This window comes from Catenuloplanes indicus, from assembly GCF_030813715.1.
In the GTDB taxonomy this organism is placed as follows: Bacteria; Actinomycetota; Actinomycetes; order Mycobacteriales; family Micromonosporaceae; genus Catenuloplanes; species Catenuloplanes indicus.
Genome location: NZ_JAUSUZ010000001.1, coordinates 62195 through 75670 on the forward strand (window position 1 = coordinate 62195; position 13476 = coordinate 75670).

Here is a 13476-nt window from a genome sequence, read left to right on the forward strand (position 1 = left end):
CCGGTCATGGCGGATATCGCGCCCACCCGGATCAGGCCCGCCGAGACCGCCGCGCCACCCGCGGTCAGCGTCGTGGTGCCGACCCGCAACGAGGCCGGCAACGTCCGGCCGCTGGTCGACCGGCTGCGCGCCGCGTTCGGCAGCACACCCACGGAGATCGTCTTCGTGGACGACAGCGACGACGACACCCCGGCCGCGATCGCCGGGACCGGTGCGCGCCTGGTGCACCGGCCGGCCGGGCAGCGCGCCGGCGGGCTCGGCGGCGCGGTCGTCGCCGGGTTCCGCGCCGCCACCGCGCCCTGGGTGGTGGTGATGGACGGCGACCTGCAGCACCCGCCGGAGACCGTGCCGGACCTGCTCGCGGCCGGGGAGGTGGACAACGCGGACGCGGTCGTCGCCAGCCGCTACCGGGGCGCGGGCAGCGCGGGCGGGCTCTCCGGCCGGTTCCGGCGGCTCGTCTCACGGGCCACCGGCGCGCTGGCCAAGCTGGTCTTCCCGCTGCGGCTGCGCGGCGTCACGGACCCGATGAGCGGGTTCTTCGCGGTCCGCCGCGACGCGGTGCCACCGGACGCGCTGCGCCCGGACGGCTACAAGATCCTGCTGGAGGTGCTGGTCCGCGGCCGGATCGGCCGGGTCGTCGAGGTGCCGTACACGTTCCGGTCCCGGCTGGCCGGCGAGAGCAAGGCGTCGCTGCGCGAGGGCCTGCGGTTCGGCCGGCACCTGCTCACGCTGCGGCTGTCCCGGCCGCGGATCGCCGGGTTCGCGCTGGCCGGCGCGTCCGGGATCGCGGTCAACTCGGGCGCGCTGTGGCTGTTCGCGCTCGGCCTGCCGTACCTGGTCGCGGCCGTGCTCGCGGTGCAGGTCGCGATCGGCTGGAACTTCCTGATCATCGACCGGCTGGTGATGCCGCCCGGCCGGCGGACCCGGCTGCGCCGCTTCGGCCGGTTCCTGCTGCTCAACAACACGCTCACGCCGATCCACGTCGGGTTGCTGTACGCCATGGTCACCTACGGCGGGCTGCACTACCTGGCCGCCAACGCGATCGCGATCATGGTCGTGTTCGCGGTGCGCTACCTGGCCACCAGCCGCTGGGTCTACGGCGAGGTCGCGATGCCCGGCATGCGCGGCGTGGCCGGGGCCGTGCGGCGGGCCGCGCTGACCCGGCTGCTGCTGGCGTTCACGCTGACCACGGTCGCGTTCCCGGCGCTGGCCGGCTCGGTGTGGGACGCGCTGTGGGAGCGCGGCGGCACCGTGCCGCTGCTGATCCCGCTCGTGGCCGCGTCCGCGCTGGTGGCGGCGCGGCTGCGGCCGTCGTCGCGGGAACCGGACGTGCACGACCGGCAGGTGGACGGGCTGCTCGCGGCCGCGCTGCTGGTCTGCGCGGGCACACTGGTGCTGGTCACGCCGGAGCTGACGCTGGTCGCGGGCGTGGCGTTCCAGGCCGGCGCCGCGATCCTGCTGCTCGGTACGCGGGCCACCGCACGGCTGCGCTGGGTGATGCTGTTGCCGCTGGTCGCCGCGATCCCGACCCCCGGCGTGGTACGGCCGGGAGCGCTGGTCCCGCTGCTCGGTGCGGTGCTGTGCGTGACGGTGTGTGCCGGTGTCCTCGGTGTGCGGCGGGCCGGGCGGTCGTTCGTACCCTCGTTGCTGTCCTTGATCGTGGTTGCTCTTCTGCCCGCGCTGCTGGGCCGGATGCTGGACGCCGTGCCGCCACCCGGCGTGACGGATGTGCTGCTCGCCGTCATGGTCGCGTTCTGGGCCGTGCGGTGGGGACGTGCGGAAACGCCCGCGATCGCGCGGCAGTACCTGCCCCGGGCCCGGTTCGCGGCGGTGGTGCTGGTGGTGATCGCGCTGGTGCTCGGCTTGCGGGCGCTCCCCGAGGTCACGCCGCTGCCGGCCCGGCTGTCGTTCGCGGAGGTGGCCGAATGAGTGCGCCGGTCGACCTCCGGACGCGCTGGCCGGACCACTCGGCGCACGTGGTGCTCAGCCGGGTGCAGCGCGGCGGGTTCGCGGTGCTGCTCGCGGTCGTGCTGGCCGGGCTGGTGCTGCGGCCGATGCTGGTGGTGCAGGCCGTGGTCGCGCTGATCACGCTGGCCTACACCGCGGCGATCGTGTTCCGGGTGGTGCTCGTCTACGCGGCCGGGACCGGCGAGCACCGGGTGCGGGTCAGCGACGCGGACGCGCTGGCCGAGGACGACCTGCCGGTGTACACCGTGCTGGTGCCGGCCTACCGGGAGCCGCGTGTGATCGGGCTGCTGATGGAGCACCTGGCGGCGCTCGACTACCCGCCCGGCAAACTCGAGGTGATCCTGCTGCTGGAGGCGGATGACGCGGAGACGATCGCGGCCGCGGAGGCGGCGCTGCCCGGGCCGCACGTGCGCATCCTGGTCGTGCCGGAGTCGCAGCCGCGCACCAAGCCGAAGGCGTGCAACGTCGGGCTGGCGGAGGCGCGCGGCGAGTTCGTCACCATCTATGACGCGGAGGACATCCCGGAACCGCTGCAACTGCGGCGCGCGGTCGTCGCGATGCGCCGGCTCGGCCCGTCCTACGTGTGCCTGCAGGCCGAACTCGGCTACTTCAACACCGACCAGAACCGGATCACCCGGTGGTTCGCGCTGGAGTACGCGTCCTGGTTCCGGTCGCTGCTGCCCGGCCTGGTCGCGCTGCGCATGCCGATCCCGCTCGGCGGCACCAGCAACCACTTCCGGGCCGCCGCGCTGCGCGACCTGGGCGCGTGGGACCCGTTCAACGTGACCGAGGACGCGGACCTCGGCATGCGGCTGGCCCGCGCCGGATACCGGGTCGGCGTGCTCGACTCGGTCACGCTGGAGGAGGCGAACTCCGACTTCATCAACTGGATCAAGCAGCGGAGCCGGTGGTACAAGGGCTACCTGATGACCTGGCTGGTGCACCTGCGCGCACCCCGGGCCACGGTGATGCAGCTGGGCTGGCGCGGGCTGCTCTGCCTGAACCTGTTCGTCGGCGGTACGCCGCTGGCCGCGCTGCTGAACGCGGCACTGTGGGCGACGACCGCGCTGTGGTTCCTGGACCGGCCGCCGATCCTCGAACAGATCTTCATCCCGCCCTACTACTACCTCGGCCTGGCCTGCCTGGTCTTCGGCAACGCCACGGTGATCTACCTGAACCTGCTGTCCGTGCGCACCATGGACCGGCCGGACCTGCTCGGCACCGCGCTGCTGTCGCCGCTGTACTGGGCGATGATGAGCCTGGCCGGCGCGAAGGCCGCGTGGCAGCTGGTGTTCCGGCCGTCCTACTGGGAGAAGACCACGCACGGCCTGCACCTGGAGTCGTCCCATGCCGCGTAGGATCTGGATCGTCCCGGTCGTGCTGCTCTACCTGGCCGTCGCGCTCTGGTTCTGGGACGCGCGACTGGTGCCCGGCGACTCGACCAGCCGGGTGGCGAACGCGTACTACACGCTCTACAGCCGCGATCCGCACCTGGCCGCGATCGGGTTCGTCTGGAACCCGCTGCCGTCGCTGGTGCTGCTGCCGTTCCTGCCGCTGCGGCACGTGTTCCCGGCACTCACCCAGGAGTCGCTGCTGCCGGTGCTGGCGTCCGCGGTGTTCATGGCCGCGGTCGTCTGGCTCGTGCACGACGTGCTCCGCCGGGCGTCCGTGGCACCGGTGCCGCGCGCGCTGCTCACGGCCGCGTTCGCGCTGCACCCGATGATCGTGGTGTATGCCGGGAACGGGATGAGCGAGGCCTGCTTCCTGCTGTGCCTGCTGCTCGCGGTGCGATATCTGCAGGAGTGGCTGACGTCGGCGCGGGTCACGCTGCTGGTGCCGCTCGGGCTCGCGGTCGGGCTCGCCTACGGCGCGCGCTACGAGGCGCTGGCACCGGCCGCTGCCGTACCGGTGCTGGTGTTCCTGGTGACCTGGTGGCGCACCCGGTCGGCCGCGCTGGCCCGGGTGGACGCGGTGATCGTGGCGTTCCCGGCCGCGCTGGCCGTCGCGGTGTGGGCGCTGGCCAGCCGGCTGATCGTCGGCCAGTGGTTCGCCACGTTCTCCAGCGAGTACGGCAACTCCGCGCAGGTGACGGCGAACGCGTCCGGCATCTCGTCGGTCACCGGGACGGACCTGGCGTCCCGCGCGATGTACGGCTGGCAGCAGCTGCTCGGGCTGTCGCCGTTCGTCGCGGTGCTGCTGGTGGCGGCGCTCGTGCTGGCCTGGCGGCGGCGGTCGGCCGGGGTGCTGGCACCGGTCGCGGTGCTGGGGGCGGTGCTGGCGTTCGACGCGCTCGCGTTCCTGAGCGGCACGTCGTTCGGGTGGCTGCGGTTCCACATCGCGGTGATCCCGCTGGCGGTGCTGCTGGCGGGGTACTGCCTGCCGTCCGGCCGGGTTCCGGCCCCGGGAGCGGCGGCGGGCGGGGTCCGGCGGCGGACCGTGGCCGCGGTGCCGCTGCTGCTGGCGGTGGCGGCGGTCCCGGCCGCGCTGGTCACGCTGAGCCGGCCGGAACTGGCGCGGGAGGAGTCGGAGTGGTTCACCGCGTCCGGTGCGGCCCGGACGGCCGGGCTGGCCGAGGTCAACGCGACGGTGGCCGCGGACCTGGACCGGCTGGGGTTGCCGGAGGGCGCGGTGGTGACGGACGCGGCGTACGCGTTCGGCGTGATCCTGGCCAGCGACAACCCCCGCCAGTTCGTGATCACCCCGGACCGCGACTTCACGGCGACGCTCGCGGCGCCGCGGGAGTCGGGGGCGCGGTATCTGCTGATCTCGGCGAAGGGCGCGGCGGACGCGGTGCGGCGCAGCGCGTTCGGCGAGGCACCGGTCACGGTGCCGGGGGCGTGGAGCTGGCACGATCCGGCGGGGAACGTGCAGTGGACGCTGGTGCCGATCTGAGGATCGGGTTTCGGCGGGGCCCCGGCGGTCAGCCGAGGTCCCGCTGGACCCGCCGGCTGCCGCGCTGATCAGCACGCCGGTACGGAAATTCGCTGGCCGCCGGTCGATACGCTGAAGAGCGACATGGACATCAAGCGGATCAGTAAACGCCTCTCCCTCGTCCTCCGGCACCGCCCGGAGAGCATCGGCGTCACCCTCACCGCGGACGGCTGGATCCCCGTCCCTGCCCTGCTCGCGGCGCTTGCCCGGCACGGGCTCCCGCTGACCCGGGACCAGCTCGGCCGCGTCGTCGACGAGAACGACAAGAAGCGATTCACGATCGAACGGACATCCGGCGGCGAGCGCATCCGGGCGAACCAGGGGCACTCGGTCGCCGTCGAGCTCGGCTACGCGGCCGAGGCGCCGCCGGGCACGCTCTACCACGGGACCGCGGACCGCAACCTCGCGTCGATCCGGGAGCGGGGTCTGGTCAAGGGCGGCCGGCACCACGTGCACCTCTCGCCGGACCCGGCCACGGCCCGGACGGTCGGCACCCGGCACGGCCGGCCGGTCGTGCTCACGGTCGCGGCCGCGCGCATGGCGGCCGATGGGCATGCGTTCTTCCGGAGTGCGAACGGGGTCTGGCTGACCGACGCCGTACCGCCGGAGTACCTCGACGTACCGCGCTCCTAGACTGAGCCGATGAGCGCCACCTCCGAGGAGCACACGGATCCCCGGATCGTGGCGCTGCACGACGCGCTGCACCCGCAGCCGCGGGAACATCCGTTCTACGTCGACCTGGCCGCGCAGCTGCCGGCGGTGTCGGTGGCGGACGTCGGGTGCGGCACCGGGCGTCTCGCGGCCGAGCTGGCCCGGCGTGGCCACCGGGTGACCGCGGTCGACCCGTCCGCGCCGATGCTCGACCTGGCCCGGCGGCGGCCGATCGGCGCGCTGGTGACCTGGCTGCGCGGCGACGCCCGTACCCTGCCGGAAAACGCGTTCGACCTGGTCGTCCTGGCCGGGGGTGTGGTCTCGGAGATCACCGACGACCGGGAGCTGATCGCCTCGTTCGCGGCGGTCCGGCGGGCGCTGCGGCCGGGTGGGCGGCTCGCGTTCGACGCCCGCCGGTACCGTGCCCGGGACTGGACCCGGTGGACGCGCGCCGCGTCGTACCGCCGGCTCGCGGACGGTGCGGCGGCGTGGCGGGAGGACGCGCGGGCGGACGGCGACCGGATCCGCTACCGGGCCGGGTACCGGCTCGCGGACGGCACCGAGCTCGCGTTCGACCGGGAGGTCCGGCTGCGCTCCGACGTCTGGTACCAGACCGTGCTGACCGAGGCCGGTTTCCGCGTCGACCCGGCCGACGACGACGCGGACGGGCTGCTCGTGCTGGCCGCGGCCGGCCCGCCGCGGCGCGCGTCCGGGCTGCGGTTCGAGCGGGCGGCGGACCGGCTGTGGGCGGTGGTCGACGACGACACCGGCCGCCCGGCCCGGGTGCCGATGCCGGACGACTCGCTGGAGATCATCGCTCGGCTGCGGCGAATGGGGGTGGCGCTGGACCAGGTCGTGGCCGCGGCCCGGGACGCCGGGCTGGACTGGGATCCGGCCGGTGAGGTCCGGGCCCGTTCGGAGGCCGGCATGGACGAGTGGCGACGCCGGGACCGCGAGGAACGGGAGCGACGGAAGCAGGCGTTCCGTGACAGAATGGCGCGGTGAACGCGGCCGATGTCCGCGACGCGGCGGCTCGTCTCGCCGGAGTCGCCCACCGTACCCCCGTGGCCGTCTCCCGGACCTTGAACGCGCGCACCGGGACGGAGGCGTTCCTGAAGTGCGAGAACCTGCAGCGTGTCGGCGCGTTCAAGTTCCGCGGCGCGTTCAACGCGATCTCCCGCCGCACGCCGGAGGAGCTCTCCCGCGGCATCGCGGCCTACTCGTCCGGCAACCACGCGCAGGCGGTGGCGCTGGCCGCGCGCGAGCTGGGCGCCCGTGCGGTGGTGCTGATGCCGGCGGACACGCCCACGTCCAAACGCGACGCGGTCCGCGACTACGGCGCCGAGATCCACACCTATGACCGCTACACGCAGGACCGCGTCGCACTCGGCGAGGCTCTGGCCGCGGAGCGCGGCCTGACGCTGATCCCGCCGTACGATCATCCGCACGTGATGGCCGGCCAGGGCACCGCCGCACTCGAACTGATCGAGGACACCGGCCCGCTCGACACGCTGCTGGTCCCGGTCGGCGGCGGCGGCCTGATCGCCGGCTGCGCCACGATCGCCAAGGCGCTGCTGCCGGACATTCGCGTGATCGGCGTCGAACCGGCCGTCGGCGACGACACGCTGCGCTCGCTGCGCGCGGGCGAACGCGTCCGCATCCCGGTGCCGCGCACGATCGCGGACGGCATGGCCGCCGACACGCCCGGCACGCTCACCTTCGAGGTCAACCGCCGCCTGGTCGACGACGTCGTTCTGGTCACCGACGAGGAGATCCGCGACGCGATGCGCTTCGCCTTCGACCGCATGAAACTCGTCCTCGAGCCGAACGGCGCCACCGGCCTCGCCGCCCTCCTCCAGGGCCGCGCCCCCGCCGCGCACCGCGTCGGCGTCCTGCTGTCCGGCGGCAACATCGACGTCACCCGCTTCATCGACCTGCTGGCCTGACCCTTCCCGGCGGCTCAACCCCGACACCAAGCCCTTGATCTTCCCACTTCCGGCGTGGTGCGGCCCGCACGCTCCCGCGGGCACCGGTCGTCGCTGGCGCTCCTCCCTGCAAGTCCCGTCGCCGGTCACCACAGGACCGGAGCCCTCCCGAAGCCGCCGCCCGAAGGCCCCGCACGCCGGCGTCATCCCCGGCAGCTGGGCACCGCGCGCGGCGGCACCGCATGCCGGATATTCGGCCATATCTCGGGCGTAAGGCCGCCCAAACGCAGCCCGCGGCAGGGGCGCGCACTTCCCGCCTGTGAGGCGGGATGGGTGGGGCGGTCAGGGTTTGGCGAGGGAGCGGGCGATGACGAGGCGCTGGATCTGGTTGGTGCCCTCGACGATCTGAAGGAGTTTGGCCTCGCGGAACCAGCGTTCGACCGGGTGGTCGGTGACGTAGCCGGCGCCGCCGAGGATCTGGACGGCGTCGGTGGTGACGCGCATGGCGGTGTCGGTGGCGAAGAGTTTGGCCTGGGCGGCCTCGGTGCTGAACGGCAGGCCTGCGTCGCGGAGGCGGGCGGCGGTGTAGAGCAGGGCGCGGGCGGCGCTGATGCCGGTGGCGGCGTCGGCGAGCAGGAAGCCGATGCCCTGGAAGTCGATGATGCGGGAGCCGAACTGGGTGCGTTCGCGCGCGTAGGCGACGGCGTGGTCCAGGGCGGCCTGGGCGAGGCCGACGGCGCAGGCGGCGATGCCGAGGCGGCCGGCGTCGAGCGCGGACATCGCGATCCGGAAGCCCTGGCCCTCGGCGCCGACCAGGCGGTCGGCGGGCACCCGGGCGCCGGTGAGCACGACCTGGGCGGGTGCGCCGGCGTGCAGGCCCATCAGGCGTTCGCGGGGCTGTGGCGCGAGGCCGGTCGTGGTGGCGTCGAGCAGCAGGCAGGAGATGCCGCGCGGGCCGGGCTCGCCGGTGCGGGCGAAGACGGTGTAGAAGTCGGCGCTGCCGGCGTGCGTGATCCAGGCCTTGGTGCCGTCGACGACGTAGTGGTCGCCGTCCCGGACCGCCCTCGTGGTCAGCGCGGCGGCGTCGGAGCCGCCGGCCGGCTCGGACAGGCAGTACGCGCCGAGCAGCTCACCGCCGATCATGTCGGGTACGAGCTTGCGCAGCCGGTCGTCGCCGTGGACCGCGGCCGGATAGCAGGAGAGCGTGTGCACGCTGACCGCCTCGGCCACGGTCAGCCACCGGTACGCGAGGCGCTCCAGCACCCGCAGGTACACCTCGTAGGGCTGGCCGGCGCCGCCCAGCTCCGCGGGGTAGGGCAGGCCGAGCAGGCCGGCCCGGCCGAGCGTGCGGACGATCTCGCGGGGGAACTCGCCGCGTGCCTCGTGATCGGCGGCGGCCGGCGGGGTCAGCTCGCCGTCGGCGATCTCTTCGACGAGGCCGAGCAGGTCGCGGGCCTCCTCGGAGGGTGGGATCCACATCGGCCAAGGTTAACGGTCGTTAGGGCGTACGGTCGAGTAACGTCTCCAGATCATGGAGTACACGCGGCTCGGCTCGACCGGTCTGAAGGTTTCCCGGATCTGCCTCGGCATGATGACCTACGGTTCGCCGTCCTGGCGCGAATGGGTGCTGGACGCGGAGGCCGGCAAGCCGATCGTGCGCCGCGCGGTCGAGCTCGGCGTGACGTTCTTCGACACCGCGGACATGTACTCGGTCGGCGGCAGTGAGGAGGTCACCGGCCGGCTGCTGCGCGCGTTCTTCCACCGCCGGGACGACTACGTGCTGGCGACCAAGGTCTACCACCCGATGGGCGACGGGCCGAACGACCGCGGCCTCTCCAGGAAGCACATCCTCTCCTCGATCGACGACTCGCTGCGCCGGCTCGGCACCGACTACGTCGACCTGTACCAGATCCACCGGTGGGACTACGACACGCCGATCGAGGAGACCATGGAGGCGCTGCACGACGTGGTGCGTGCCGGCAAGGCCCGCTACATCGGCGCGTCCAGCATGTTCGCCTGGCAGTTCGCCAAGGCGCAGCACGTCGCGGCGGTCAACGGCTGGACCCGGTTCGTGTCCATGCAGCCGCAGTACAACCTGGTCTACCGCGAGGAGGAGCGGGAGATGCTGCCGCTCTGCGCGGACCAGGGCGTCGGCGTGATCCCGTGGAGCCCGCTCGCCCGCGGGCTGCTGGCCGGCTCGCGGACCCGGGAGGGCCTGCACACCACCCGGGCCCGGACCGACGCGATCGCCCGCGACCTGTACACCGACGACGATCTCACGGTCGCGGAGGAACTGCGCCGGATCGCGGACGCGCGTTCGCTGCCGCCGGCCCAGGTCGCGCTGGCCTGGTTGCTGTCCCGGCCGGTGGTCACCGCGCCGATCGTGGGCGCGTCCCGGACCGCGCACGTCGAGGACGCGGCCGCGGCGGTCACCGTGTCGCTCACCCCGGAGGAGATCGCGGCGCTCGAGGCGCCGTACCGGCCGCACGCGGTGACCGACCACGGCTGACCGGCCAACTTCCCGGAAACCCCGGACAAAAGCGAATACGGCGACAAAATGATCAGGTGACGGGATCCCATCGTGCGCCGGGCCGACACCACCAGATCCAGCCTGCGGGCAACTCGCGCTGGCGCTGGCTCGTCGGCATGGGCGCGGTGATCGCGCTCGGCGCGTTCGGCGTGCACCAGGTGCTGGCCGACGAGGCCCCGCCCGCCACGCCGGTCCCGGAGTTCACCAGCCGGATCGCCGGTGTGACCGGCCTGCCCGCGCCGCCCGCGGACGCGGCGAGCTGGGCCGCGCACCGGCGGATCGCCGGGAACGGGCTGAAGGTGGTCGCGCAGGCGATGGGCGAGCAGTTCGTGCTGCACACCGCGTCCGGCAGCAAGACGTTCCTGCCCGGCGTCAACCTCGGCTCGACCACGCCCGGCCACCAGCCGGGCGAGCTGGCGATCACGGCGGAGGACTACCGGGCCTGGTTCGCCGCGATGGACCGGATGGGCATCCGCGTCGTCCGGATCTACACGATCCACCCGCCGGCGTTCTACCAGGAGCTGGCCGCGCACAACCGGAAGAACCCGGACCGGCCGCTCTACCTGAGCCAGGGCGTGTACCTGCCGGACGAGTCCTACGCGCGCACCGGCGACCTCTACGACGACGCGGTCACCACTGCGTTCATCCGGGAGCTCAAGGACGCGTCCGCCGCGGTGTCCGGCGCGCTGGAGCGCGAGCCGCAGCGAGGGCGTGCGCACGGCACCTGGACCGCGGACGTCAGCCCGTGGCTCGCCGCGTGGATCATCGGCGTGGAGTGGGACCCGAACGGCGTGCACGAGTCCGACCGGAAGAACGCGAAACGCCCGCTCTTCGCCGGCCGGTACTTCGCGGCGACCGCGAACGCCTCGCCGACCGAGCGGTGGCTGGCCACCCGGATGGACAATCTGGCCTCGGCCGAGGCCGCCCGCGGCCGCAGCGCGCCGATCGCGTTCGTGAACTGGCCGACCACCGACCCGCTGCGGCACCCGGAGGAGCCGCTGCCGCAGGAGGACCTGGCCGGCGTGGACGCGAACCACGTGCGGGCCACCGAGGCGTGGCCGGGCGGCACGTTCGCCAGCTACCACGCCTACCCGTACTACCCGGACTTCCAACGGCACGAGCCGGCGTTGCAGCAGGCGATCTACAACGGCCGGCCGGACGCGTACGCCGGGTATTTGACCGCGCTGCGCCGCCACCACGCGGGCATGCCCGTGATGATCACGGAGTTCGGCGTACCGTCGAGTCTCGGCACCGCGCACGCCGGACCGCTCGGCCGCGGCCAGGGCGACCACAGCGAGCGTGAGGCGATGACGATCAACGCGGAGCTGCTGCGCGTCATCCGCGGCACCGGCATGGCCGGTGGTTTCCTGTTCGGCTGGGCCGACGAGTGGTTCACGTTCACCTGGAACACGATCGCGCACCAGCTGCCCGCGGACCGGCGGCAGCTGTGGCACGACCCGCTCACCAACGAGCAGCATTTCGGGATCGTCGCGACCGACCCGACCGGGCCGCCGGAGGGCTGGCCGCAGCAGGTGCTGGACGCGCCGGAGTCGCCGATCGCGACGCGTGCCGTGGCCGCGGTGGACGAGTCGTACCTCTCGCTGGGTCTGGTTCTGGCGAAGCCGGCGCCGAAGGCGCTGACGCTGGGCCTGGACGTGATCCCGGAGATCGCCGGCAGCCCGCCGCCCGGCTCCACCGACGAGGGCGCGGACCTGGCGATCCAGCTGGACCTGGCGGCGCTGACCGGTCAGGTGTGGGTGCGCGAGCAGCTGGACCCGATGCCGCTGGACTACCAGGTGCCGGCCGGGCTGCGGCCGAAGCCGGTCAACGGCTGGCAGCGCTACCAGCTGATCATCAACCGGGACCTGACCGTGCCGTCCACCGGGCGGAAGCTGCCGGCCGAGCTGTTCGACGTGGGCCGGCTCAACCACGGCGTATGGGACCCGGCCGGGCAGGACGCGGACAACCGGAACCTGTGGCGGCTCACCGACGACGGCACGCTGACCATGCGCATCCCGTGGGCGTTCGCCGGCTTCGCCGACCCGTCGTCGCTGCAGGTGCTGGTTCCGGACGGGAACGTCGCGACCACCAGGACCGCCACCGGGGTACGGGTCCGGCTGGCCGCGGACGGCAAGCTGGAGCCGCTGGAGGAGATCGCGTGGGAGCCGTGGAACCGGGTCTACTACACCGAACGGCTGAAGGCCGGTGCCGAGCTGCTGCGCGAGGCGCTGATCGAGACCGCGGCCGGTGCACTGCCCGCGCCGTCCTCGTCCCCGGCACCGTCCGTGACGACGTCCCCGAATGACGGCACGGTGGGTTAGCGCGGTAGGTTCTTCGGCGTGGAGGAGATCGACGGGGCGATCGTGACGGCGCTGACCGCGGACGGGCGGCTGTCGTACACGGACCTCGCGGAACGCGTCGGCCTGTCGGTGTCGGCCGTGCACCAGCGGGTGCGTCGCCTGGAGCAGCGCGGCGTGATCAAGGGCTACACCGCGCGCGTCTCGTACGAGGCGATCGACCTGCAGCTCACCGCATTCGTGGCGATCCGGCCGTTCGACCCGTCGCAGCCGGACGACGCGCCGGAGCGGCTGGCCCACCTGCCGGAGATCGAGTCGTGCTACTCGGTGGCCGGCGAGGACTTCTACATGCTGCTGGTCCGGGTGGCCAGTCCCGGCGAGCTGGAACGGCTGCTGCAGCAGATCCGCACCGCCGCGAACGTGACCACCCGCACCACCGTGGTGCTCTCCACGCCGTACGAGGGACGCCCGCCGACGGTCAGCGCGAGTTCCACTCCAGAATGACCGGCCGGCCGTGCTCGAACCCGAGCCGGCACAGCGTGGCGGTGTCCAGCCGGAGCCGCCCGCCGACGCGGACCGGCTCCTCGATCCACCGGGCCCCGGCCACACGCAGCGCGTGACCGTGCGCGACCAGCGCGACGTCGCCGTGCCGCAGGTGTTCCCGGGCACGCGCCAGGACCCGGTCGAGGCGGGCACCGATCCGCTCCGGTGACTCGCCGCCGGGGACGCCGTCGTCCCAGAGGTACCAGTCCGGGTCGGTGCGGTGGATCTCGGCCGTGGTGATGCCCTCATAGGCGCCGTAGTCCCACTCGGCCAGGTCGTCGTCGATCGCGGTCACCCCGAGGCCGGCCAGCTCCGCGGTCCGCCGCGCGCGGATGCGCGGGCTGCACAGCACGGCCGCGAACTCGCGTCCCTTGATCTTCGCGCCGATCGCGCGCGCCTGCTCCTCGCCCGCGGCCGTGAGGGGGATGTCGGTGCGGCCGGTGTGCCGCCCGGCGACGCTCCACTCGGTCTGCCCGTGCCGTACGAGAACGATCTCCGCCATGGTCGTCAGTCAACCAGACCGGGTTTCCGGCTAGCCTCCTAGGAAGGACACGCCACGGTCTGTTTGGCGGCCGGGCAGAGTGGAGACGTTCCGGAGTGCAGGTCAACGACGCAGACACCGGAGGTACGA

Annotated in this window: 11 protein-coding genes; 9 read left to right on the plus strand and 2 right to left on the minus strand. The window is 73.3% G+C overall.

Features of this window, described 5'->3' with window-relative positions:
- Positions 1–6 precede the first annotated feature (6 nt).
- The 6 genes from J2S42_RS00580 to J2S42_RS00605 all read left to right on the plus strand — a co-directional run bounded on the left by J2S42_RS00580 (position 7) and on the right by J2S42_RS00605 (position 7496).
- Entirely contained in the window at positions 7–1929 is a 1923-nt protein-coding gene (locus J2S42_RS00580) for a glycosyltransferase (RefSeq protein WP_307234092.1), read from the plus strand.
- A complete protein-coding gene (locus tag J2S42_RS00585) occupies positions 1926–3326 on the plus strand; it encodes a glycosyltransferase (protein ID WP_307234093.1) in 1401 nt (466 codons plus the stop codon). The genes J2S42_RS00580 and J2S42_RS00585 overlap by 4 nt, the downstream gene beginning before the upstream one ends.
- Positions 3316–4860, plus strand: coding sequence for a hypothetical protein (locus J2S42_RS00590; protein WP_307234095.1), 1545 nt, complete (start codon positions 3316–3318; stop codon positions 4858–4860). The genes J2S42_RS00585 and J2S42_RS00590 overlap by 11 nt, the downstream gene beginning before the upstream one ends.
- Positions 4861–4983: 123 nt before the next feature.
- Positions 4984–5532 (plus strand): RNA 2'-phosphotransferase, encoded by a 549-nt coding sequence (locus J2S42_RS00595; RefSeq protein ID WP_307234097.1) that lies wholly within the window; start codon positions 4984–4986, stop codon positions 5530–5532.
- A gap of 9 nt (positions 5533–5541) precedes the next feature.
- On the plus strand, positions 5542–6555 hold the full coding sequence (locus J2S42_RS00600) for a class I SAM-dependent methyltransferase (protein ID WP_307234098.1): 1014 nt from the start codon (positions 5542–5544) through the stop codon (positions 6553–6555).
- A complete protein-coding gene (locus J2S42_RS00605; RefSeq protein ID WP_307234100.1) occupies positions 6552–7496 on the plus strand; it encodes a pyridoxal-phosphate dependent enzyme in 945 nt (314 codons plus the stop codon). The genes J2S42_RS00600 and J2S42_RS00605 overlap by 4 nt, the downstream gene beginning before the upstream one ends.
- Before the next feature lie 321 nt (positions 7497–7817).
- Here J2S42_RS00605 and J2S42_RS00610 read toward each other — a convergent pair whose 3' ends face one another.
- Positions 7818–8954 (minus strand): acyl-CoA dehydrogenase family protein, encoded by a 1137-nt coding sequence (locus tag J2S42_RS00610; protein ID WP_307234102.1) that lies wholly within the window; start codon positions 8952–8954, stop codon positions 7818–7820.
- Positions 8955–9006: 52 nt separating this feature from the next.
- Between J2S42_RS00610 and J2S42_RS00615 the strand changes: the two genes are divergently transcribed.
- The 3 genes from J2S42_RS00615 to J2S42_RS00625 are packed head-to-tail and all read left to right on the plus strand — an operon-like array spanning position 9007 to position 12806.
- Positions 9007–9984 (plus strand): aldo/keto reductase, encoded by a 978-nt coding sequence (locus tag J2S42_RS00615; protein WP_307234104.1) that lies wholly within the window; start codon positions 9007–9009, stop codon positions 9982–9984.
- Positions 9985–10040: 56 nt separating this feature from the next.
- Positions 10041–12326, plus strand: coding sequence for a hypothetical protein (locus J2S42_RS00620; protein WP_307234106.1), 2286 nt, complete (start codon positions 10041–10043; stop codon positions 12324–12326).
- Positions 12327–12344: 18 nt separating this feature from the next.
- Positions 12345–12806 carry an Lrp/AsnC family transcriptional regulator gene (locus J2S42_RS00625; protein WP_307234107.1) on the plus strand — a complete coding sequence of 154 codons (462 nt, stop codon included), beginning with the start codon at positions 12345–12347 and terminating at the stop codon, positions 12804–12806.
- On the opposite strand, the gene J2S42_RS00630 is transcribed toward J2S42_RS00625, so the two are convergent.
- A complete protein-coding gene (locus tag J2S42_RS00630; protein WP_307234109.1) occupies positions 12781–13347 on the minus strand; it encodes a histidine phosphatase family protein in 567 nt (188 codons plus the stop codon). The genes J2S42_RS00625 and J2S42_RS00630 overlap by 26 nt on opposite strands.
- Positions 13348–13476: the final 129 nt, after the last annotated feature.